Source organism: Marinospirillum alkaliphilum DSM 21637, assembly GCF_900119735.1.
Classification (GTDB): Bacteria; Pseudomonadota; Gammaproteobacteria; order Pseudomonadales; family Halomonadaceae; genus Marinospirillum; species Marinospirillum alkaliphilum.
This window is the reverse complement of sequence record NZ_FPJW01000001.1, coordinates 546,675-570,443: the sequence shown is the minus strand read 5'-3', so window position 1 is coordinate 570,443 and position 23,769 is coordinate 546,675. Positions and strand designations below refer to the sequence as shown.

At 55.0% G+C, this 23,769-nt stretch carries 21 protein-coding genes; 13 read left to right on the top strand and 8 right to left on the bottom strand.

Going from position 1 to position 23,769, the window contains the following annotated elements; genetic code table 11:
• The first annotated feature begins 1 nt into the window (after position 1).
• The 6 genes from rsxC (at position 2) to BT114_RS02685 (ending at position 5,764) form a co-directional block, all read left to right on the top strand.
• The gene (rsxC, locus tag BT114_RS02710) at positions 2 to 1,846 is read left to right on the top strand and encodes an electron transport complex subunit RsxC (RefSeq protein WP_072324745.1); all 1,845 of its coding nucleotides are present in this window, start codon (positions 2 to 4) and stop codon (positions 1,844 to 1,846) included.
• Positions 1,846 to 2,865, top strand: coding sequence for an RnfABCDGE type electron transport complex subunit D (locus tag BT114_RS02705; RefSeq protein WP_072324744.1), 1,020 nt, complete (start codon positions 1,846 to 1,848; stop codon positions 2,863 to 2,865). The genes rsxC and BT114_RS02705 overlap by 1 nt, the downstream gene beginning before the upstream one ends.
• Positions 2,862 to 3,530, top strand: a complete 669-nt coding sequence (gene rsxG / locus BT114_RS02700) for an electron transport complex subunit RsxG (RefSeq protein ID WP_084661803.1) — start codon at positions 2,862 to 2,864, stop codon at positions 3,528 to 3,530. The genes BT114_RS02705 and rsxG overlap by 4 nt, the downstream gene beginning before the upstream one ends.
• Positions 3,527 to 4,330, top strand: coding sequence for an electron transport complex subunit E (locus BT114_RS02695; protein WP_084661802.1), 804 nt, complete (start codon positions 3,527 to 3,529; stop codon positions 4,328 to 4,330). Before rsxG ends, BT114_RS02695 begins: the two co-directional genes overlap by 4 nt.
• Before the next feature lie 38 nt (positions 4,331 to 4,368).
• Positions 4,369 to 5,001, top strand: a complete 633-nt coding sequence (gene nth, locus BT114_RS02690) for an endonuclease III (RefSeq protein ID WP_072324743.1) — start codon at positions 4,369 to 4,371, stop codon at positions 4,999 to 5,001.
• Between the two features lie 61 nt (positions 5,002 to 5,062).
• Entirely contained in the window at positions 5,063 to 5,764 is a 702-nt protein-coding gene (locus tag BT114_RS02685) for a DUF3334 family protein (RefSeq protein ID WP_218163438.1), read from the top strand.
• Positions 5,765 to 5,771: 7 nt separating this feature from the next.
• On the opposite strand, the gene BT114_RS02680 is transcribed toward BT114_RS02685, so the two are convergent.
• On the bottom strand, positions 5,772 to 7,247 hold the full coding sequence (locus BT114_RS02680) for an aminotransferase-like domain-containing protein (RefSeq protein WP_084661801.1): 1,476 nt from the start codon (positions 7,245 to 7,247) through the stop codon (positions 5,772 to 5,774).
• Positions 7,248 to 7,357: 110 nt separating this feature from the next.
• Between BT114_RS02680 and BT114_RS02675 the strand changes: the two genes are divergently transcribed.
• The 5 genes from BT114_RS02675 (at position 7,358) to BT114_RS02655 (ending at position 11,305) form a co-directional block, all read left to right on the top strand.
• Positions 7,358 to 8,671, top strand: coding sequence for an MFS transporter (locus BT114_RS02675; protein ID WP_084661800.1), 1,314 nt, complete (start codon positions 7,358 to 7,360; stop codon positions 8,669 to 8,671).
• Between the two features lie 17 nt (positions 8,672 to 8,688).
• Positions 8,689 to 9,315: a LysE family translocator gene (locus BT114_RS02670; RefSeq protein ID WP_072324742.1), complete on the top strand. Its 627-nt coding sequence runs from the start codon at positions 8,689 to 8,691 to the stop codon at positions 9,313 to 9,315.
• Positions 9,316 to 9,404: 89 nt separating this feature from the next.
• Entirely contained in the window at positions 9,405 to 10,403 is a 999-nt protein-coding gene (locus tag BT114_RS02665) for a branched-chain amino acid aminotransferase (RefSeq protein WP_072324741.1), read from the top strand.
• Positions 10,404 to 10,523: 120 nt separating this feature from the next.
• Complete coding sequence (locus tag BT114_RS02660; RefSeq protein WP_072324740.1) at positions 10,524 to 10,823, top strand: nucleotidyltransferase domain-containing protein; 300 nt, start codon at positions 10,524 to 10,526, stop codon at positions 10,821 to 10,823.
• A complete protein-coding gene (locus BT114_RS02655; protein WP_072324739.1) occupies positions 10,820 to 11,305 on the top strand; it encodes a hypothetical protein in 486 nt (161 codons plus the stop codon). The genes BT114_RS02660 and BT114_RS02655 overlap by 4 nt, the downstream gene beginning before the upstream one ends.
• On the opposite strand, the gene BT114_RS02650 is transcribed toward BT114_RS02655, so the two are convergent.
• Positions 11,292 to 11,771, bottom strand: coding sequence for a L,D-transpeptidase (locus tag BT114_RS02650; RefSeq protein ID WP_072324738.1), 480 nt, complete (start codon positions 11,769 to 11,771; stop codon positions 11,292 to 11,294). The two genes, BT114_RS02655 and BT114_RS02650, sit on opposite strands and share 14 nt — an antisense overlap.
• 7 nt (positions 11,772 to 11,778) lie before the next feature.
• Positions 11,779 to 12,438 carry a TetR/AcrR family transcriptional regulator gene (locus BT114_RS02645; RefSeq protein ID WP_072324737.1) on the bottom strand — a complete coding sequence of 220 codons (660 nt, stop codon included), beginning with the start codon at positions 12,436 to 12,438 and terminating at the stop codon, positions 11,779 to 11,781.
• Between the two features lie 168 nt (positions 12,439 to 12,606).
• On the opposite strand from BT114_RS02645, the gene BT114_RS02640 reads away from it, so the two are divergent.
• Positions 12,607 to 13,572 (top strand): cytochrome-c peroxidase, encoded by a 966-nt coding sequence (locus tag BT114_RS02640; protein WP_084661799.1) that lies wholly within the window; start codon positions 12,607 to 12,609, stop codon positions 13,570 to 13,572.
• Positions 13,559 to 16,390, top strand: a complete 2,832-nt coding sequence (locus BT114_RS02635) for an EAL domain-containing protein (protein WP_072324736.1) — start codon at positions 13,559 to 13,561, stop codon at positions 16,388 to 16,390. Before BT114_RS02640 ends, BT114_RS02635 begins: the two co-directional genes overlap by 14 nt.
• Positions 16,391 to 16,393: 3 nt before the next feature.
• On the opposite strand, the gene BT114_RS02630 is transcribed toward BT114_RS02635, so the two are convergent.
• From BT114_RS02630 to BT114_RS02610, 5 genes are all read right to left on the bottom strand, one after another.
• The gene (locus BT114_RS02630; protein WP_072324735.1) at positions 16,394 to 17,650 is read right to left on the bottom strand and encodes an FAD-dependent oxidoreductase; all 1,257 of its coding nucleotides are present in this window, start codon (positions 17,648 to 17,650) and stop codon (positions 16,394 to 16,396) included.
• A 118-nt stretch (positions 17,651 to 17,768) separates the two neighbouring features.
• The gene (locus BT114_RS15030) at positions 17,769 to 18,131 is read right to left on the bottom strand and encodes an EAL domain-containing protein (RefSeq protein WP_072324734.1); all 363 of its coding nucleotides are present in this window, start codon (positions 18,129 to 18,131) and stop codon (positions 17,769 to 17,771) included.
• A gap of 4 nt (positions 18,132 to 18,135) precedes the next feature.
• A complete protein-coding gene (locus BT114_RS15025; protein WP_072324733.1) occupies positions 18,136 to 18,477 on the bottom strand; it encodes an EAL domain-containing protein in 342 nt (113 codons plus the stop codon).
• A gap of 104 nt (positions 18,478 to 18,581) precedes the next feature.
• The gene (locus BT114_RS02615; protein WP_177247026.1) at positions 18,582 to 20,435 is read right to left on the bottom strand and encodes a diguanylate cyclase; all 1,854 of its coding nucleotides are present in this window, start codon (positions 20,433 to 20,435) and stop codon (positions 18,582 to 18,584) included.
• A gap of 215 nt (positions 20,436 to 20,650) precedes the next feature.
• Positions 20,651 to 23,758: an EAL domain-containing protein gene (locus BT114_RS02610; RefSeq protein ID WP_425434762.1), complete on the bottom strand. Its 3,108-nt coding sequence runs from the start codon at positions 23,756 to 23,758 to the stop codon at positions 20,651 to 20,653.
• Between the last annotated feature and the right edge of the window lie 11 nt (positions 23,759 to 23,769).

Sequence of the window (23,769 nt, the reverse complement as noted above, 5' to 3'; positions counted from 1 at the left end):
CGTGATCCAGCAAACCATCAGCCGACCCTTCCACGGTGGCATTCATCCACCGGAACACAAACACCTGTCCAATCAGGCACCGCTACGCACCGCCCCTTTACCAGAAGAAGTGGTGTTGTCACTGGTGCAGCATGCCGGACGCATTGCCGAACCCATCGTGCAAGTGGGTGACCGGGTACAGACCGGGCAATTGCTGGCTGGCTGCCAATCCGGTACCGGTGCCTGCATTCATGCCAGCATCAGTGGTGAAGTGATTGCCATCGAACCACGTCCCATGGCACATCCTTCCGGGCTCACAGCACCGAGCATTGTGATTCGCAGTGATGGTCAGGACAGCCGCTGGCCCTGGCCGACGCTGCCGGATTGGCAACAGGCCAGTGACCAGCAACTGCTTGCCCAACTGGAACATGCCGGACTGGTGGGCCTGGGCGGTGCCACCTTCCCGACCTGGATCAAGCTGGAAGGTGCCCGTAAACATGGCATCAGAACACTGATCATCAATGCGGCCGAGTGTGAACCCTACATCACTGCTGATGATCTGTTGATGCGCAGTCGTCCGGAGGCCTTGCTGGAAGGCATTGCACTGCTGGAAAGACTGCTGCAACCCGAACAGCTGTTACTGGGCATTGAAGACAACAAACCTGAAGCACTGCAAGCCATCGCGCAGGCAATAGCAGGCCATGCCCTGGAAAGCCGGTTAAAAGCCTGTGTACTGCCCACCCGTTATCCTTCCGGTGGTGAAAAACAGCTGATCCAGCTACTCACCGGGCAGGAGGTGCCCAGTGGCAAACTACCCATTGATCTGGGCATCCTCTGCCAGAACGTCGGTACGCTGGTTGCCCTGAGGGATGCCGTGGTACTCGGCCAGCCACTGATAGAAAGAGTCGTGACCCTTACCGGGCAGGCGGTCAGAAACCCCGGCAACTGGCTGGTGCGCCTTGGCACCCCGATCAGCCAACTGCTGCAACTGGCTGAAGCCGATCCCGAGCAGGCAGAGCGCCTGATTGTGGGTGGCCCGATGATGGGGTTTAACCTCGACTCTGATCAGTACCACGTCACCAAGGGCATGAACTGCCTGCTGCTGACCACCGCTGAAGAACTGCCACTGCCTGGCCCTGAGCAACCCTGCATCCGCTGCGGGCGCTGTGAGGATGCCTGCCCGGTCCGGTTACTGCCACAGCAACTGTATTTTTATGCTGCCGGTGGTGCTTTTGACAAGGCTGAACAACAACAGCTGGCGGATTGCATTGAATGTGGTGCCTGCGCCTGGGTTTGCCCCAGTGAAATCCCGCTGGTGCAGTATTATCGCCACGCCAAGGACCAGTTGATCCGCAAACGTGCTGATGCCCGTAAAGCGGATCTGGCCAAACTGCGTTTTGAAGCACGCAAGGCACGCCTGGAACGCGAAGAACAGGAAAAAGAAACCAAACGCCGGGCCAGAGCTGAAGCAGCCGCCAAAATGGCAGCTGCCAAACGTGCTGCCAGTGAAACGGCTGAAAACCCTACACCAGCACCAGCTACAGCCGCAGCCACAACAACAGCAACACCAGCTCCAGCAGCTGAAAACACTGCTTCTGCACCACCAACTGCCGCTGCCGCCTCAGGATCACTTGATGACAAGCAGCTGAAACAATTAAAAATTGCCAGGGCAGCCGCCGCGGTGGCGGTGAAAAAAGCAGAAAAAACCCTGGCCAACCTACACACCACGCCGGATGCCACCCCTGAACAAATTCAGGAACAACAGCAGCGAGTGGAAGCTGCGCAACAGCAACTGGCGCGTGCGGAACAACGCCTGCAGGATGCAGAGCAGGCTGACGCAGCCACTTCACAGGAGCCTGACCGCTGATGCCACTGCTGAAACTCTCCTCACCGCATGCCCACAGTCAGACCAGCACCCGCTGGATCATGCAGCAGGTACTGCTGGCCTGCCTGCCCGGTATCCTGCTGCTGAGCTGGCATTTTGGCCCCGGCATTCTGATCAATCTGCTGCTGACCTGCAGCAGCGCCCTGCTGGCAGAAGCGCTGGTTTGTCGCCTGCGCCGCCGCTCACTGGCTCAGCTCCAGGATTATTCAGCACTGGTCACCGGGGTGTTGCTCGGTGTTTGCCTGCCAGCCACGGCTCCCTGGTGGATACCGGTGATTGGTGGCCTGTTTGCGTTGCTGTGTGGCAAGCACCTGTTTGGCGGCCTGGGGCAAAATCCCTTTAACCCGGCCATGGCTGCTTATGCCTTTTTATTGATCAGTTTTCCGGTGCAAATGAGCATCTGGCCATTGCCCCAGGCGGTTGAAGGCACTCACTGGCTGCATACCCTGCCGGGCACAGATGCCCTGACCGGAGCCACCGCACTGGACGCCTGGCGCAACAAGGGCCTGTTGATGGCGGATGAATTCTGGCAATCCGACCGTCTGCAACCGGCCATGCTGCAGGCCACCACCAGCGTGGCACTGGCCTGGCTGCTCGGTGGACTGTATCTGATTGCACGACGCATCATTCAATGGCAACTGCCACTGACCTTCCTGCTGACCTTGCTGGTATTTGGCGCACTGGTCTGGGGATTGGATACCAGCCACCACATTCCACCCTGGTTGCATCTGGCTGCAGGTTCGGCGGTATTTGCGGCCTTTTTCATTCTCACTGACCCAGTCAGTGGTGCCACCAGCCTGAAAGGCAAAATGGTATTTGCCCTGGGCGCGGGCATTCTGGTGATCAGCATTCGCACCTGGGGCAGCTACCCGGATGGAGTGGCCTTTTCAGTGTTGTTGATGAACTTTGCCGCACCGGCCATCGACTATTACACCCGCCCCAGAGTCTATGGTCATGACAAGGCACACAGCGGTATGAAATCGGGAGGCCAGCACAAATGAGTGACCTGCCCAGCTTGAAACAAAGCATCCTGCGCAGTGTCACCGGGCTGGTGCTGTTTGCCCTGATCACTGCCGGTGCTGTCAGTCTGACTCGCCTGCTGACAGCCGAACGCATCGAAGAAAACCGCCAACTGGCCGCTGCCCGCTTGCTGCATGAGCTGGCCCCACCGGATCAATACCGGATGAACCTGCAGCAGCCACTGTTGTTGCCTCCCGTGGCAGCATTGGGTCATACCCGCCCGGTTGCCCTGCAAGTGGCCTTTCAGAATGGACAACCGGCCATGGTCCTGCTGCCGGTGGTGGCTCCGGATGGTTACACCGGCCGCATTGAATTGCTGGTGGCACTGCGCCTGGATGGCCAGGTGCAGGGGGTGCGTGTGATTGAGCACCGAGAAACACCCGGCCTGGGTGACAAGATCGAAGCCGCCAAATCCGACTGGATTTTCAGCTTTAATGGACGCAGCCTGAATAACCCGGATATCGCAGGGTGGACCGTACGCCGTGATGGCGGTGAGTTTGACCAGTTCACCGGTGCCACCATCACCCCGCGCGCCGTGGTGCATGCGGTGCGGCGCAGTCTGGAATGGCTGCAGGACGATACCGAACTGTTGGCACTGCTGAATGAGTACGCAGCTGCCTTGCCCGTTGAGGAGCCCACACCATGAGCACAACTGCTCCCAGCCAAACGGCCCCCAGCCAGACGACTGTCAGCCAGACAGCCCCCGCTCTGGCATCATCTCCGCCAGCCAGTTCGGCAGTATCGCAGGCGAATTATGGCAAGATTTCGGCCGATGGCCTGTGGCACAACAACCCTGCACTGGTTCAGCTGCTGGGGCTCTGTCCCCTGCTGGCGGTGACCGGCACAGTGGTCAATTCCCTTGGGCTGGCAGCCGCCACACTGCTGGTTTTACTGGGCTCCAGCCTGTCGGTTTCGATCATCCGCAACCATGTGGCCAGCAGCGTGCGACTGCCTGCCTTTGTGATGATCATTGCCTCCTTTGTGACCTGTGCCGAACTGCTGATGCAGGCCTTCACCTACGAGCTCTACCAGATACTCGGAATTTTTATTCCCCTGATTGTCACCAACTGTGCCATTCTCGGCCGGGCCGATGCCTTTGCATCCAAAAATCCGCCGTTACCGGCACTGGTTGATGCACTAATGGTCGGCCTGGGGTTTGCAGCTGTGCTGGTATTGCTGGGAGCCTTCCGGGAAATACTGGGCCAGGGCACCCTGTTCAGCGGCATGGAACTGCTGTTTGGCCCTGCTGCAGCCCAGTGGCAAATCACCTTCTTCAGTGACTTTCAGGTATTGATCCTGCTGCTGCCACCCGGTGCCTTTTTTGGCATGGGATTGATCATTGCGCTGAAAAACCTGATCGACCAGCAACTGAAACAGCGCGCCAAACCTCAGCCGGTTGCCACAGAAAAAGCCAGCCGCCGTGTACGCCTGACACCCAGCGCCTGAAAAAACGCTCCAATGACAGCAGCCATGAATGAATCGCCATGAACAAGGAAAAACGCCAGCAGATTTTCAGTCGACTGCGGGAAGCCAACCCCCAGCCAACCACTGAACTCAACTGGAGCACCCCCTTTGAGCTGCTCACTGCCGTACTGCTGTCCGCCCAGGCCACCGATGTCGGGGTCAACAAGGCCACCGCACGGCTGTTTCCGGTAGCCAACACCCCCCAGGCGATTCTGGATCTGGGCCTGGATGGCCTGAAGGAATACATCAAGACCATCGGCCTCTACAACACCAAGGCCGAAAACCTGCTGAAAACCTGTCGCATCCTGCTGGAACAGCATGGCGGTGAAGTACCTGCCACCCGCAAGGCACTGGAAGCCCTGCCCGGTGTTGGTCGCAAAACCGCCAATGTAGTCCTGAATACCGCTTTTGGTCAGCCCACCATTGCCGTGGACACCCATATTTTCCGGGTCAGCAACCGCACCGGCATTGCACCGGGTAAAAACGTCGATGAAGTGGAACAGAAACTGCTTCGCCATGTACCAGGCGAGTTCAGGCAGGACGCCCATCACTGGCTGATCCTGCATGGCCGCTACACTTGTGTGGCTCGCAAGCCACGTTGCCTGAGCTGCATCATTGAAGATTTATGTGAATTCAAGGATAAAACTGAGTAAGATGCAGCTGTAAAGCCTCATCAGAAAAACGGGAATTCACATCCAATACAAGAGGTCCATCGTGACACAGATTGCCACCGCCAAACGCTCCCGCGCCATCACCACCGAAGAAGTCCTGCTGATTCTCTGCCATTCCGTATGTGAAGTACTCGGCAACGCCGGTAATGACAAGATCACTTATTCGCCCATGGTGCAGAAGATCAATAAAACCTGTCTGCGCCCGGACATCGGCTGTTTTGTCCTGTTTGACGGTGGTTTTTCTGGCCTGGTGATCATCAACTTCACCGCTGAATCCGCCATGGAAATTTACCGCAAATACCTGCTCAGCATGGGCATGCCGGAAAATGAACTGGCCCAGTTTCACACCTCTGATGAAGTCGGCAACGTGATGGGTGAAATCATGAACCAGATTGTTGGTGACTTTACCAACAAGGTTCGCCACCAGCTGAAAACCTCCATCACCCAAAGCCAGCCGAAGATGATGGCCATCAACAAGCAGGTGCAGATCTCCGTCAACACTGCACTGGATCAGCCCCAGTCTCGCCGGGTCACCTTCAGCACCGAAAAGCACAACATCTTTTATCTGGAACTGTCGATGGACAAGACCGAGTTCATCAAGCTGCACGACTTTGATGAATCCGAACTGGAAGATCCCGATGACATCCTGGCTGAATCCGGCAACGACGCTTACTCCGGTAACGACAACTCCGGTGGTGGCCAGGGGGATGATCATGATGATCTGATGAAGGATCTAGGCATTTAACCCTCTCTCAGAACACAGCCCGCCCTTGCGGCGGGCTCTCCAGCAGATGTTTCAGTCGCAACAACCCCTCTTTCAGCAGTTCACGTTCTGCCGGTGGACTGACACACAGACGCACAGCCCTGGGCACGGCCTGATTACCGACACAAAAGGGTTCCGCTGCCAACACCCTGACACCCGCATCCGCCGCCGCCCGAACAAATTCACCGGCCCGCCAGTCACCGGGTAAGCTCAGCCACACCACAAAACCAGCCGGATGACGGGAATACACCTGCCCAGCCAACACCTCACCCAGCAACTGCTGACGGGCCTGCACCTCCTGCCACTGCCAACGCAATAAACGATCAGTTTCACCTGATTCAATCCAGGCACAGGTCAGGGCCACCATCAAGGGTGGAGCCATCCAGCAGTGCGCCCTTAATGCCGCCATCAGGCGTGGCAAAATACCGGCAGGTGCCGCAATCAAACCAACCCGTAACCCGCCCGCCAGAATTTTTGAACTGCTGAACAGATAAAGCGTTCGCTGCGGTGCCAGATCAGCCAGCCGTTGCAGCCGAAATTCCGGCGGCAGAAACTGCACCGCATCTTCAATGATCCAGAAGTCATAACGCTCGGCCAGCTCAGCCAGATGCTGCCGACGTGCCGGTGACAGCACCCGACCGGTCGGATTGTTCTGATCCGGCATCAGGTACACCGCTCTGGGGCGCTGCTGCTGACACAGGCGCTCCAGAGCATGGGTATCCAGTCCTTCTTCATCCAGCGGCAAACCCTGATGGCGCAGGTGCAACTCCCTTGCCGCCGCAATCACACCCGGATAGGTCAGGGCATCACTCACCAGCAGTTCACCGGGTGCCAGCAAGGCCTGCAGACTCAGGAAAATGCCATGCTGACCACCATCCGTAATGATCATCTGTTCGGGATTGACCTTGACACCCAGGCGTTGCAACCAGTCAGCAAACACCTGCAGCTGCCGGGGCTGTCCCCGTTCCGACTGATAGGCCAGTGCCGCAGCCAGTTGCTGCGGATCGGCTGCCACCTGTTGCATGGCCTGATGCAGACTCTGCAAGCGCAACGGACAAGGCACCATCAGGCTCAGCGACAGATCAATGCTGCCATCACCGCCCTCAGCCATCAGGTGGTAAAAATCCGGGCGATCATCGGCCTGCACCACTCGCACATAGGTACCACTGCCAACACGCGCTTCAACCAGACCCCGCCGCTCAGCCTCGGCATAAGCGCGGGTCACGGTGCCGGTGGTGACTTCCAGTGCATCAGCCAGCAGTCGCTGAGGTGGCAAGCGGGTATCCGGCTGCAACTCACCCTGCTGAATGGCTGCAGCCAAGGCATCAGCCAACGCCTTGTAGCGCGGTGTTTTGTTATCTGCAGCAGAGCGATTTGATGACGGGTGATGCAACGCACGCCAGGCATCCAGATCCGGCAACCAGCTGCAGCGCGCCTGCGCCTTGTCTCTGAGGGTAATTGTCATGGTGGCAATATTCCGATTGCAGTTCTTTCAGGAAAGAATAACCTGATATTGCACCCATTCAACAACAAACCAACAAGAATTGCACCCATACAATTTGTGGAATCAGGGACATGAACTCTGCCAGTGCAGCAACAACCTCAAACACCCCTTTAAAAACCGGAAATAATCCGCAGGGTTATTCCCCCCTGTTGAATCCAATCCTGATTGCAGGCTGTGTGATTCTGTTGATCAGTTTTGGCGTCCGCTCTTCCTTTGGCCTGTTTCAGCTGCCGATTGCCGAGGAGTTTGACTGGCTTCGAGCCGAGTTTTCCTTTGCCCTGGCCCTGCAGAACCTGTTCTGGGGCATCGGCCAGCCGATTTTTGGAGCACTGGCGGAAAAATACGGTGATCGCAAGGCCATTCTGGCCGGTGCTGCCTGTTACATCCTGGGGTTATTGCTATCTGCACTGGCCTTCACGCCGGGTCAACACCAGTTGCTGCAGATACTGGTTGGTCTGGGCATTGCCGGAACCGGTTTTGGTGTGATCCTGGCAGTGATCGGACGGGCTGCACCTGAGCGTCATCGTTCCATGGCACTGGGCATCGCCACGGCGGCCGGATCTGCAGGACAGATTGTCGGGCCACCGGTGGCCCAGATGCTGCTGAACAGCCTGATGTGGCAGGACACCCTGCTGGTGTTTGCCGTTTTTATTGCCCTGTCGATGTTGGCACTGTTGTTTCTGAAGGCACCCACACCCGACAGCAGCAAAACCCAACTGGATGAACCCATGGGAAAAGTGGTGGCACGTGCCGTTCGCGACCCCTCCTTCATTTTCATTTTTCTGGGGTTCTTTTCCTGCGGTTACCAGTTGGCCTTCATCACCGCCCACTTTCCGGCCTTCATCACCGAAATGTGCAGCAGCATTGACCCCGGAAGCATCGTGCAGTCGCTGGGAGTGTCATCCACCTCCACACTCGGTGCGCTGGCGATTGCACTGATCGGTGTTTCCAATCTGGGCGGCACTATTCTGGCCGGCTGGCTGGGTAACCGTTATTCCAGAAAATACCTGCTGGCGATTATTTATCTGCTGCGCACGCTGGTTGCCGCTGCCTTCATTCTCAACCCCATCACACCGGAATCAGTGGTGATCTTTTCAGTCCTGATGGGGGCCTTGTGGCTGGCCACCGTGCCGCTGACCTCCGGCCTGGTGGCGCACATCTATGGTCTGCGCTACATGGGCACCCTGTATGGGCTGGTGTTCTTTTCACATCAGCTGGGCGGATTTCTCGGTGTCTGGCTGGGCGGAGCCCTGTATGACCTTTATGGCAGCTACACCCTGGTCTGGTGGGTCGGCGTCGGTTTTGGTGCCTTTTCAGCCTTGATTCACCTGCCGATCACTGAAAAACCCCAGCAACAACAATCACCTGCTGCCATGGCCCTGTAAAACCCAAGGAGGAAACCATGGAAACCGGCTGGAACCTCACCCCCGATAGTCTGCTGTTGCTGGGTGCCGCCATGCTGTACATGATCAGCATGACCCTGACACCTGGCCCCAACAACATCATGCTGACCGCATCCGGTGCCAACTATGGCTTCCGGCGCACCCTGCCACACATTTTCGGCATTGCCTTCGGCTGCCTGCTGCTGTTCAGCACCCTGGCACTGGGGCTGGGCAGCGCCTTTGAACATTTTCCGCTGCTGCAGACCGGTTTGAAGATCACCGGCAGTGTGTACCTCTTGTGGCTGGCCTGGCAGATTGCCACTGCACCGCCACCGGTGATCAGCACTGAACACCAGGGCCGCCCGCTGACCCTGTGGCAAGCGGCAGCCTTTCAGTTTGCCAATCCCAAAGCCTGGATCATGGGTATTGCACTGATGGCCGGTTTTCTGCCGGATCAGGGCAACCTGATCATGAATGCCCTGCTGCTGGCCGGAATGAGCGTCCTGGTGGGATTGCCCTGCATCAGTTTATGGGCCGGTTTTGGTGTGGCGATTGGCAAACTGCTGAAAAGTGAGCATCACTGGCGCTGGTTCAATCGCAGCATGGGTGGCATCACCGCGGCCTGTGTGGTGATGATTCTGCAATGATTTTTTGCATTGGCATGAGCAAAAACGGGCGTTATCCCTTAGAATGACGCCCAGCATTTTTCCTGACTGCAACAATTGAGGACATAGGTATGGCAGCTGCATTTGGAACGGTTTTCATGCCGGAAATGGCAATTTCCTGGTTTGATGGCAAAAGCTGGAGCCCCGCCGAAATGGTACCCAGCGACAAGCTGACCCTGCACCCCGGTGCGCATGTGCTGCATTACGCCAGCACCTGCTTTGAAGGCCTCAAGGCCTTTCGCCATGAAGACGGTTCCGTTGCCATCTTCCGCATGGATCGCAATGTTGCCCGTCTGGCCCAGAGCAGCCGCCTGCTGGCCCTGCCTGCCATTGACGAGAAGCAGGTCACCGACATGATCATCCAGACGGTGAAACGCTTTGCTGCCGATGTTCCTGCCCCGCCCGGCTCGCTTTACATCCGCCCGACCCATTTCGGCACTGAACCAGCCATCGGCAAGGCTGCCGCACCGTCGCTCAGCTCCTGCCTGTACATTCTGGTTTCACCCGTCGGCGACTACTTTGCCGGTGGTGACACCGCCCTGCGCCTGCTGCTGGAAGATGATGGCATGCGCTGCGCACCGCACATGGGCATGATCAAGAGTGGTGGTAACTATGCCAGCGCCCTGCGTCCGACCCTGGAAGCCAAAGCCGCCTTCAAGGCTGATCAGATCCTGTTCTGCCCCGGCGGTGATGTACAGGAAACCGGCGCGGCCAACTTCCTGCTGATTGATGGCAACGAAATCATCACCAAGGCACTGGATGAAAGCTTCCTGCACGGTGTCACCCGTGACTCCATCCTGACCCTGGCACGTGATCTGGGCATGACCGTTTCCGAGCGCCAGCTCACCGTGACTGAACTGCTGGAACGTGCAGCCAAACCCGGTTGTGAAGCAGCCCTGTCCGGCACTGCTGCAGTATTGGCACCGGTCGGCACCCTGATTCACAAGGGCAAGGAGCACCCGGTTGGCAGTGGCAAACCCGGCGCCACCACCCTGAAGCTGCGCAAGGCACTGAATGACATTCAGTGGGGCAAGGCAGAAGATAAACACGGCTGGCTGACCCGTATCTGATCTGCCCGTATGGAGGTGATGCACTCAGTGGTTGCATCACCTCCTGTCAGGATTTTTACTTTTCACTCCCCCCCACCCTATAATCAACTTTTCCTGACCTGCTTTTTGTGACTGAATGCCATGCGTATCAGTGAAAAACAACACCAGATCATACTCGACATAGTCCAGCAATTATTGGGACAGAATGTCCGTATCCGATTGTTTGGTTCGCGCACGGATGACCAGAAAAAGGGCGGTGACATCGACCTGCTGATAGAGTTGGATGAGCCAGTCATGAATCCAGCTGAAATATCTGCGCGCCTCAGCGCCAGACTGATGCGAGCCATGCATGGAAGGAAAGTAGATGTATTACTCCTGGCATCAAATCTCAGTCGATCTCCCATTCATGATATTGCATTGCGTCAAGGGATTATCTTATGAAACCTGAGCTGGCTGAACGCCTGCAGTTTCTTCAACGCGTTATCGAGAAAGAAATCCAGCACTTACGCTACTCAGCTTCCCAGGTGTTTCAAAATGCCATGACACCCGAAACAGCAGCATCACTACAGCATAATGAAATACTTGCTGAAAAAGTTGAAGCCTTTGCCAGCCGCTTCAGTCGGCTTCAAGACACCGTCGGCGATAAGCTTTTACCTGCATGGCTGCGCGCTTTAGGTGAACATACCGGGGCAGTGATCGACAACCTTGATCGTGCAGAAAAACTGGGCATGCTGAAGTCTGCAGACCAATGGCTGGAAATACGACTGATCCGCAACCAGATGGTGCATGAATACATTGAGCAACCCGAAATACTTGCCAATGCGTTGAACCTTGCCGCCAGCTTTCAACCTGAGTTAGAGCATTTTGCTCTGGCTTTAATCAAGGATCTTCAAAGTCGCGGGCTACTGATCAATCCTCAGTAATCAACACCTTGATGCCAGGTGTAACCTGTTCAAAAAGCGCCACCATGGCATCGGGCTGCAAACGGATGCAGCCGTGAGACAGTGGCACCCCCATCGGTTGGTCGTCCGGTGTGCCGTGCAGGTAGATGTAACGCCGCTGCGTATCGACTGATCCACCCCGATTAAAACCCTTCTCCTCACCACACAACCAGAGAATCCGACCCAGAATCCAGTCACGATCAGGGAAGTTTGCCGCCAGTTCAGGCGTCCAGATTTCACCGGTTGGGCGTCGCCCCCGCAGCACCGCACGGGGATTCAATCCGGCACCGATACAAACACGAATCCGATGCCAGCCTCTGGGGGTGGCACCACTGCCTTCCTGCTCACCGGCACCGGCCAGCGCCGTGGATACCGGATAATCCGCCAGCACCTTGCCACTGGCATCTTCCAGCCAGAGGTGTTGTTGCGCCAGCGAAATACGGATCATGAAGGCTTCAGGCAACCTGCTCGGACAGTCTGGGGGGCTGCTCCGGCACTGGAGCATTCATCGCCGCAGTCACCACCGGCAACAGACGCGCAACCAGATCACGAATACGGGTTTTTTCATCATAGTCGCTGGCGGCAATGTCACGCAGAGCATCCAGTGACGACATGGTGAACACCACCGCACCCAGCATGAAGTGAATGCGCCAGAAACGCTCGGCATCCGGCAATTCACTGGTGCACTGTTTCAGCAGATTGGTGAAGCGGAAAAAAGTCTTGCCGTAATGCTCCTGCAGATAACGGCGCATGTGCCCCTGAGCCTGGGTATAAGCCAGTCCCAGCAGGCGCATGAACACTGACAGGCTGCCTTTACTGGCTGGCACACTCACGGTGGTGGTGGCCAGCACCGTCAACAGCTCTTCCAGCGTTAAACCCGGCTGTTTTTCCAGACGATCCAGCTCACGGTTGAACTGCTCACAGAAAGGGTCCAGGTAGCGGGCAAAAACAGCCTGAATCAGTGCCTTTTTAGAACCAAAATGATAGTTCACTGCAGCCAGATTAACCTTGGCTTTGCCGGTGATGGTACGAAGGGAAGTTTCAGCAAATCCCTTTTCAGCAAAAAGAGCTTCTGCAGTATCAAGAATGCGAACAACGGTATCCGACTGGGCCATGCCTGCTCCATATAAAACGCCTGTTTCAAACATTATCCGGCAAAGCTGCAGCAAGGGTCAAGCCCGCAAAGCTCCACACTTTCACCAGAAACCTGCAGCAGATCAGAAAAAGATGAACTTATTTCACCTATCATGGAGTGTTTTTAAAGCAGTTGAAAGGAATCAGATTTGGTTCGTTATATTTGTGTCATCCATTGCCTGCTAATCCTCAGCCTTCCGCTGTCGGCTGAAATGATCACCCCTGTGCCCCAGCCACCGAAAATAGATCCTGCCATTTTGCAACTGGGCCAGCAGCTGTTTCATGACACCCGGCTTTCCCGCGATGGCGACATCAGCTGTGCCTCCTGCCATGACTTAAGCCGCAACGGTGCGGATCAGCAGCCCCTGTCACGCGGTACCGATGGTGCTCTTGGCAAGCTTCGCTCTCCCAGTGTTTACAACGCAGCACTCAACGCCTTCCAGTTCTGGGATGGCCGTGCCCGCACCCTTGAAGAACAGGTTGATGGCCCACTGCACGACCCGGTGGAAATGGCCAGCAACTGGCCGGATGTGATGGCTCGCCTGCAACAGGATCAACAACTGGTCGCCAGTTTTTCCGCCATTTACCCGGCGGGCCTGACCCCGGAAACCCTTCGCTCGGCGCTGGCAGATTTCCAGCGCAGCCTGCTGACCACCAACGCCCCATTTGATCGCTGGCTGCAGGGTGATGCAGATGCCATCACTGCGCAGCAGCAGCACGGTTTTCGACTCTTCCGGGATTATGGTTGCATCAGTTGTCATCAGGGTGCCAATGTGGGCGGCAATCTGTTTGCCCGCATGGGATCACTGGAAAACTACTTTGCACTGAAAGGTGATGCGATCCAGACCACCGACCTGGGGCGTTACAACGTCACCGGGCGGGAGTCTCACCGTCATGTTTTTAAAGTGCCCGGGTTACGCACAGCCGCCCTGAACAGTCATTTTTTCCACGATGGCAGCGTGGACAATCTGGAAGAAGCCATTCGTGTCATGGCACGTTTCCAGTTAGGCCGGCAACTGACGGATGATGAAGTGGTTGCCATGGCTGACTTCATTCAGTCACTGACCGGTCAGCACCCCTTCATGGATGAAGGAGCCCAGCATGAAAAACGCTAGTGCTGCCACTGCCTTCATCAGTGTCATCAGTCTGCTGTTACTGGCTCTGCTTGCCCTTTACAGCCAGACCGGCAGCCACACGGTTCAGCATCACAGTGAACGCCTGGCAGTGCTGTTGGAGTTCGGTGATTTATCAGCACAGATCAGCGAAGAAATCCTGCTGATCACCACCAATGCACGACTCAACTACGACCGCATCAGCCAGTTGCAGGCCCGTCAGCGGCTGGCTGTGCAACAGCAATTCAACGATGGGCCCTTTCGTAATGGCCTGGACAGTGAAGCCCTGAAGTTACTGAGCGACTACCAACAAGCGCTGGAACAGCAGGAACTGCTGATTGAAGACATCAAGCTGCATGCTGCACTGGTTCGTAATGGCCTGCTGTATCTGCCACAACTCGTCGGCCAGATGCACCGGGAAAACCATGCCATCACCACAGAAGCCCGTGAATTGATGAGTCGCATGCTGCGCTACCAACTCTTTCGCCAGACCAATGGGCAGGCAGACATCCATCAACAACTGCAAACCCTGCAACAAAAAGCACCAGACGACCACCTGAGCCAACACTTCCTCTACCATGCCAGCCAGCAACTGCGCCATCTGGGCCAGGTACAACAGGAACTGGACAGCTTACTGGCACTGGATAGCCAGCAACTGCTGCGACAGATTGAAGCCAGTTACCACCGCCACCATCAGCAACAGATGCAAAGAGCCGATCACTTTAACCTGGGCTTGCTGCTGCTGATCATTCTGTTATTGCTGATCCTCAGCGCCATGTTCCTGAAATGGCAGCAGGCACAGGAGCGCACCGAACAGGCCCATAACCTGCTCAGTGATGCTGTCAGCAGTCTGAAAGAAGCTTTTGCGCTGTTTGATGATCAAGGCAGACTCAGGTTATACAACCAACCCTGGTTAAACGCCTACCCCTGGCTGGATACCCGCCAACCGCTGGACTGGCAAAGCTTTCAGCAACAGCAGAAACAAGCCGGTGTGCAACAAACAGCAAACCAGTCCGACACCGGCGGCTCGGCTCAATACACCGAACAAACACCTGATCAGCGCTGGTTTCTGGCCAGCGACAGCAACACCAGCAATGGTGGCAAAGTCTGCGTGCGCACCGACATCACCGAAGAAAAAAAGGTGGAAGAACAACTGCGCCGTGTTGCCACCATCTTTGAAACCGCCAACGAAGCCATCATGGTGGTGGAAGGGAATGGTCGCATCAAAGCCGTCAACCCGGCTTTCACCCGCATCACCGGTTACAGCGAAGCAGAAATCCTCGGCCAGAATCCGAAAATCCTCAAATCAGGCCGCCACAACGCCTATTTTTACCATGCCTTCTGGCAAAGCCTGCAACAACAGGGCAACTGGTCCGGAGAAATCTGGAACCGTCGCCGTTGCGGACAGATTTACCCCCAGTGGTTATCCGTTTCAGCACTGCGTAATGACCAGGGCCAGATACTTGAATACGTCTCCGTGTTCACCGATATCACCCAGCGCAAAAAAGACGAGGCCCACATTCACCGGCAGGCCTATTATGATGCCCTCACCGGGCTACCCAACCGCAGCCTGCTGACCGACCGGCTGGAGCTGGCGATGGATACCAGCAAACAGAAAAACCAGCCACTGGCACTGATGTTCATCGATCTGGACCGCTTCAAATACGTCAACGACACCCTGGGGCACAAATGGGGTGACACCCTGCTGAACCTGGTGGCTCAGCGCCTGCAGCATTGCATCAATCGGGAAGACACCCTGGCCCGCTTCGGTGGTGACGAATTTGTGCTGCTGATGCCACAGATCACCAGCAACCGTGATGCCACCCTGGCTGCTGAAAACATCATCCGCCGACTCAGCCACCCCTTTGATCTGGCCGGACGGGATATCACCATTGGCGCCAGTATCGGCATTGCCCTCTACCCGGATGATGCCACCACTGCCGATGAACTGATGCGCCATGCCGACCTGGCCATGTACCGGGCCAAAAACACCGGTCGCAACCAACTGCAGTTTTTCACCAGCGGCCTGCAATTACAGGCGGCTGAACTGATGGAACTGGAACAGGATCTGCGCATGGCTATAGATGCTGGGCAACTGCAGGTGCACTACCAGCCGATTGTCAGCAGTGAACAAGGCCAGATACGCGGCGTGGAAGCCTTGCTGCGCTGGCAGCACCCACAACGTGGCTGGATTCCACCGGACCAGTTCATTGCACTGGCCGAAGACACCGGCCTGATCGGCCCGATTGGATACTGGGTACTGGAAACAGCCTGTCATCAGGCCGCTGTGTGGAATCGTCAGGGGGCGGGGCTCTACCTGTCGGTGAACCTGTCCGGTCGCCAGAAAGAGCTTGGATTAACGGCCGAGGTGCTGGCCCGGTTACTGCAACAAAGTGGCCTGCAGGCCAGGGATCTGATGCTGGAAATCACCGAAAGCCTGCTATTGGATGATCATCGGGGCGCAGCTGAGTGGCTGGCATCCTTCAAGGCACTGGGTGTGCAGCTGGCCATTGATGACTTCGGCACCGGTTACTCATCCCTCAGCTACCTGAAACGCTACCCGCTGGACACCCTGAAAATTGATCGCAGCTTCATCCGTGACTGCACCAACAACCCCGAAGATGCCCTGCTGGTGGATGCCATCATCGCCATGGCCCGCAGCCTGAAACTGAAACTCATCGCGGAAGGCGTGGAAACCGCTGAACAACAGACCCACCTGCAAAGCCTGGGCTGCGAACTGCTGCAAGGCTACCTGTTTGCCACTGCCCTGCCGCCTGAAGAACTGACCCGACGGCTTACAGAAGCAGCAACCCGAAGCTGAACATCACAACTGCAACCCATTCACACCTTCACAATTAATGGCATCCACCGCTGCATTGGCAGAGCGCACGGCGGACTCCAGTAGCGGCACACCTTCATAAGCCCATGAACCACAGAAGAAAACCTTGCGGCCAGGTTGATCATGCCATTGGTTGAGGGCTTCATGAACTTGAGCAGTGCCAGGGTGAACCACCGCGCGTTCCAGTGGTATCCGAGCAAGCACAGTGTCCGGGGCGGGTTCATACAGAGGATTCCAGGTCTGGAACACCGGCGCACAACCCTTGAGGGTGGGTTCAACCTGATTGACCCAGACGGTGAACATAGGCTTTTTAAGCGCCTCATCCATCTGGAAATTCAGCGCAGTCCAGTCCTGCTTTTTTGCAGGCATAAAACGCTGATCCTGATGCACCCAAAGCTCACCTGAATCAAAACGGATGTTTGCCAGCATTTTTTGTTCTTCAGCAAACTGGGTGTTGTCCAGAAAATCCAGCTGATTGGCTTGGGTGGCAACAATCACCCGATCAAACACACCACCATCACCCCGTTGGTTATAAACCTTCACTCCTTCATTGTTTTCTTCGACCTGTGCTACCGGACTGCCGGAATACAGTTTCAGATTTTCGGATAAGCCCTTAACCAGCGCCGAGGTACCTCCCTCAAGGCGATAAAGTTCAGAACCATGGAGGATGCCGCGAAGAAGTGATAACAACTGCGCCGCTGGCCAGTTCAGCAGGTGTTTTTCCTCACAGGTACAAATGGTGGTGAGGATGGGCAGTACCAATCCACGCCAGAAAAGCGGATCAAATCTGTGCTGCTCAAGAATTTCTCCCAGCGTGAGCTCTGTGCCCTGCTGTTCGAGTTTACGGGTCAGGCGTTTCAGTTGCCAAATACCCCAGCCCATACGTAATGCGCGGATGTTTAGATAACGCCAGGAACCAACAAAAGGCCAGCCAAGAATAGGGATTTCTCCACTGCGAAACCAGGTTTGACGGTTGATCCAGCTGCAGGAGGTGTAGGTACGTACACTGAAGGTGCCCACTCCCACCCCTTTCGCCAGCTGTAGCACACCAGGCCAATCATCGGGGCTCATCACACGCAAGGGCACATCCACCAAGCCGCCGTTGAACGTCATGGCGTGAGCATCCATACCATGGCTGTCGAGGGCTTCAAATACAGTGACATCATGGCCTGTACAACGCGCCCTATAAGCCGCCGCTAATCCGGCCATGCCACTACCAATCACTGCAATGGAATAGGTCATTCCAAACCCTTGTGTGAAATAAAACCCAAGGGTAACAGCTTTCAGTGGGGTTAAAAATCAGGCCAATCCAGTGACACTCAAATCTGCCGTAGAGCCATCAGAGGATAGATTACCACCGTTACAGGCCACCCCAGCAGGCATAACGTCCATTACATTGCTGGTACCAACGAGTATACTCGTCGGCAGGCAAGGGTTTGGACATCAGATAACCCTGTGCCAGGTCACACCCCAGCCCAGACAGAAAGTCGTAGACTTCCAGGGTTTCCACACCTTCAGCTATCGCCTGAATGCCCATTTTATGCGCCAGGGTAATGGCAGCCTCCAGAATATGAGCCGCGCCTGCATCCCCAGGAAGGCGACGCACAAAGCATTGGTCGATCTTGAGCAGGGAAATGGGCAGACGATGCAGGTATTGCAATGAAGAATATCCGGCTCCAAAGTCATCAATCGATATTATGATTTTAAGATCATCCAGCCGCATCAGTTCATCCAGCGTGCGCTGGTTGCTGCATGGCCTGATCCAGAGCAAATTCGGTAATCCGATTAATCAGGGTGCTCTGCTCAGCACGGGGAATAAAGGCCCCCGGCGGGACATTACCTCGGGTGGGATGATTCCAGCGCATCAGGGCTTCAACACTGTGAACCTCGCTGCTGGGAATATGGATTTTTGGCTGATCATGCATGGAAACCTGCCCCGAGCTGAGTGCACTTTTCAACTCACCCAGCAGGATCACACCAACAATCAAAAGTAACAGCAAGGGCAAGGTTAAAAGGGGAATCAAACGTTTATGATAATCCAGCGCTTCAAACATCCAAATTTTGTTCATTTGCCACTCCCGGTCAAATACAGACTCCAGACTTCTTCCTGTTTCTGACTATAGATATCAGCATTTCAAAACAAAAAAAGCAAGTCTCAAGTACCCGGTTGCTTTCAGCATTCCTCCGCACGCTCCTGCTTGTTTTGATACATCGCCTGATCCGCAAGGTTCAACAGCTGATCCATGTCGGTTGCATCTATCGGATAAATGGCATAACCCAGACTGATACCGGGGTTGATTCTTGTACCCTGGCTTAAAAGAACCGGCTGCAACACCTTGTCGAATACTTGCTGGCAAAAATTTTCGGCGGCCTGATGATTCTGGGTATCCGGCAGTAAAATAACAAACTCATCACCCCCCACGCGAGCCAGAGTGCCACCGGGAGTCATACAAGCCTGCAGCCGCTGTGCCAGAGTCATCAGAACTTCATCACCGGCCTGATGCCCCCAGGTATCATTAATCTGCTTGAATTTATCCAGATCAGCCACAACCACAGTAAAACCAGTGTTCTGAAGGTCGGCTTGCTGCTGAACCTTTTTAAAGCTCTGGTTCAGCCGTTTACGGTTAGCCAGCCCAGTCAGGGCATCATGATGAGCCTGATGCTCCATCAATTGATGGTTCTTCTGCAGCTCTTGATTGGCTTGCTCCAGCGCTTCGGTTCTTTCCGCCACTCGCATTTCCAGGTAGCGCTCCTTTTCCTCCAGTGCTTCCACCATTTCCTGTCGCAGCCGGATCGCCTGCGCCTGCGCTTCATCCCTGGCTTTCTGAATCCCGTTGATACGATCCGCCAGCGCCAGTGCCAGCAGTAACATTTCCAATGCAGACCCGATCAGCAAGGCATTGGAGGTCAGGAAATTGGAAGGCAACACACCCAGGTTATGCAGGGAAATCACCAGCACACCGGTTAACAACGCCACCCAGGCCAGTACAAAATAACGCGCACCGGGTTGCCGGTGATACAGGCTCACCGCCCCCATCAATAAAGCAGCCAGCACAAACACCAGAGAAAGCAGGTTAACCGCCACGGCAGCCAGATAATAAGACCAGAACAAGGCGGTCAGAAAAACCAGCGCATAACCCCCACTGATCAGCGGCATCAACCAGCCCAGGCGTAAACGCCGTGGTGTGCTGCCCAGAAAACCCTGCACAAAAAGGGCACCAAAAAAGCCAGCCAGGGAGACACCGCCGGTCGGCGAAAGGTTGGTTAAATAGGCATTATCCGGCCAGAGAAACTGTCCGGAAAAACCGGCCAGCCCCGCCTGCCCCACCGCCAGTGTACTGATGAAGGCCACATAAGTGAGGTACAGCGGATCACGCAGGGACAAAAAGAGAAAAAGGTTATAAACCAGCAGTGCTACCAACAAGCCGTAATAGGCACTGAGCAGTGAATAACTGAGCTGATCCTGCTGCCAGAGAGCATCCGGTTGCCAGAGGGTAACCGGTGCGCTGAGTGTACCTTCGGAAACCACCCGAAGATAAAGAGTGTAGTGGCTTGCAGGTTGCAGCGACACATCAAAAACATGATAACGATGCTGAAAAGGTCGCTGACTGAAAGGAATCAAATCACCCGAATACTGGTGCTGATAGGCCTGATTATTTGCGGAAAGATACAGATCAACCCTGTCCAGAGACGCATGAGCCACTTCCAGCAGCCAGCGTTGTGGCAAGTTCGGTGGGGTGGAAAAATGCAGGCGCAACCAGATTTCATCCCGTGTCAAACCAAAGTTGGTGCTTGATACAGATCCGACTTGCGGCGGCTCAAACGCCTGCTCGGCATCCAGCCTGATCGCCTGCTCCAGAGTTAAAGGCTCACCGGCATGGCGATACACCGAAAAATGGCTGGATAAAGGCTGCTGTACTTGCTGACTGATCTCCAGATCAGGACTTTTGGGCTCCTGAGCAAAACTCATCGAGCCACCCAGCAAAGCCAGGATCACAAAACCCAGCCAGCCTCTGATAATAACCATCGTCAGGAGGTCACCTGACAAGGGCATCAACTGGTGCAACATAGCCACCAGTAGCAAGACCAGATTTGCTGTATGGCTGCTTCATCATCAACCCATTTTCTGTCATCAGGATAGTATTGGTGCTGAACGGATAATTGTAACTTTATACTGGCAAATAACGAAGGTTATTTACAAAGCATTACAAACCAAAAATGGCAATGCCTGCCCCACATTGATTAAGGCTGTTTTATGACCATCGGGAAGCGCTGTACAATCTCATCGGCGCTGATTGCTCTGGAAAACAAAAAGCCCTGCCCTGTTTGGCATCCCAGCTCATGCAACACATTACACTGCTCCTGGGTCTCTATCCCCTCGGCCACCACTGAAAGATTCAGGGAGTCGGCCATTGCCATAATGGTTCGGGCAATGGCTTTGTCATCCCTGCTGGATGCCACTTCATTAACAAAAACACGGTCAATCTTAAGTTCATCAATAGAGAAACGCCGCAGTTGTGCCAGAGAGGAATAACCTGTACCAAAATCATCAATACTTACATGCAGCCCCATATCCTTCAGCTTACGCAAAACCTTTTGCGCCTGTTCAGGATCAACCATCAAAGCAGTTTCCGTCAGCTCAATAACCAATAACTCCGGGGGCAATTGATATTTTTCCAGCAGATTATGGATGGATAGTGCAATGTCACAACGGCGGAATTGTTCCGCAGATACGTTGATGGACACACGGGGTATTGCATACCCCTGCTCTAACCAGGCAGCAGCCTGGCAACAGGCAGCATCCGCAACCCACTCTCCAATGCTGTCAATAAGACCGGTTTTTTCTGCCAGCGGGATGAATTTGTCCGGTGGAATCAAACCCAGCTCCGGATGATGCCAGCGTAATAAAGCTTCAACACCCACCAGCATCCCATCAGCCAGTGACAACTGTGGCTGATACATCAGGAACAGCTCATCCCGATCCATGGCCTGACGCAGGCCATTACCCAGCTGCAAACGCTCATCGGCTGACTTTTTCAGATCGCTGGTAAAGAAATAGTGAGTGCATTTCCCGGCATCCTTGGCCTTGTACATAGCACCGTCGGCGTGCTTGAGGAGGGTGTCTGCATCCTCACCATCCTCAGGAAACAGGCTGATCCCGATACTGGCACTGACATGAATCGCCTGTCCCGCCAGGATAATGGGGCTCGACAATGCTGCAGCAATTCTTCCAGCGGTTATCTCCGCCTCCGCAATGTTGGCATCTTCAAGCAGCAAGGCAAACTCATCACCACCAAAGCGAGCCACGGTATCAGCACCTCGCACACAATTACGCAAACGTACGGCCACTTCCTTGAGCATGTCATCACCAGCCTGATGACCAAGCGAGTCATTGATGACCTTGAAGTTATCAAGATCCACAAAAAAAACGGCCGCTCGGGTTTCCTGCACACGGCGGGCTTTAATAACCATCTGGCACACCCGGTCAAGAAACAGGCCACGATTGGGCAACGAGGTCATTTCATCATGGGTTGCCAGGAATTCGATACGACGTTGTGACTCCTTGATCACGGTGATATCGCTGAAAATACCCACATAGTTGATGATCCTTCCATCATTATTTTGCACCGTATTCACGGTCAACCATTCAGGATACAGCTCACCATTTTTTCGCTTGTTCCATATCTCGCCTTGCCACCAACCCTGATCCTGCAGGGTATCCCACATAGTCTGGTAGAACGCCTTGTCATGACGACCGGAGTTGAGGATGGCTGGTGTTTTACCTAATACTTCCGCAGCCTCATAACCGGTAACCTTGGTGAAGGCATCATTCACCGTCAGGATTTTTTGTGATATATCGGTAACCACGATCCCTTCACCAGCACGGTCAAAAACCCGTGCAGCCAAGCGCAACTGCTCTTCGGCATGTTTGCGCGAGGTAATGTCAATGGACTGGGTACAGATACTCTGAACAACACCATCCACATCAAACAGCGGAAAACGCACTGACATCAGATAGCGTTCACCCTCAAGAAAATCAATCACATCCTCGGATTCAATGGGCGCAGCCAGACGTGCAACATCCAGATCCCGAGCACGCAAGGCTTCCGCGATATCACCCGGAAACAACTGCGCATCGGTTTTGCCGATCACATCACCGGCTTTCAAGCCAAAGACCTTTTCAAACTGGGCATTCACGAACTCATAACGACCTGCCAGATCCTTGAGCGTGATGAGTGTTGTGGAGTTACTCATGATGGCCATCAAACGCTGACGACTCTCACGAACCTCCCGCTCCTGATTCATCTGCTCGGTCTGATCCATAAAAGCAATAATGGCACCACGCGCCCCAGGCAGCAGGGTTTGCTCATAGGGTGCAATATGCAGCAGGTAGTGGCGATCGTTGGTGTAAACCGGCTCTTCAATGGTGATGTTTTCTTCAATGGCCTGATAAACCCAGGCCGAGAAGTCTTTCATCCCCCTGGGTAAACGCAGCGCCGGAATCGCCTGACCAATGGACTTGCCAACCAACGAAAAGATATCTGCGGCTGGGCTGTTGAAGCGAGTCAGCTCCATGGTGGTGTTACAGACCAGAATCGGGAAACCGACGCTGTTCTGGATTTTTTCCAGATCATTCAACGCCTCGGCCAACTCCGCTGTGCGCAGCTGCAATTCATCATTAACGGTGGTCAGTTCTTCATTGGTGGATTGCAGCTCTTCATTGGAGGACTCCAGTTCTTCATTGGAGGATTGCAACTCCTCATTGGCAGCCTGAACCTCTTCATTAAGCGCCTGCATCTCCTGATTCGAGGTTTCCAGCTCCTCAATCACGGTTTGCAGACGTTCACGCGTGATGATCAGCTCATCCTCAAGCACCTTGATATCTTGCACCGTTTCACCAGCATGGGCAGGTGCAGACAGGGTACCCACCACCTTGGGCTCTGGCGCCGGCTCAAAACAAACCAGAAAGCAGGTATTGGTAACGCCCGGCTCCAGTGGATGTACTGCCATGCGGACATGAACGCTTCCATCCGGCACCTTGATCCAGTGGGGCCGGGCATAAGCTGTTTCAGGTTTGCGCTCCACCTGGTGGACCAGTAATTGCAGATCAGTACGAAATTCCTGCCTGATCAACTGTTGCAAATTGGTTGTGGGCCTCCCGGCACTGATGCTCACATAGGGAGAAACATCCTCGTGGATATGCTGGATTTCATGACTGGAATTGATCAGTACTGCAGGCGGGATGTACTGCCTGATCGCAACATTCAGCAAACGCTGCTCACTGTCCGATGCACGAAAAACCTTCTGGCCTGGATCACGGATTTCCGGAAGGCGAAAACTGGTGGACACCAGACACCCCT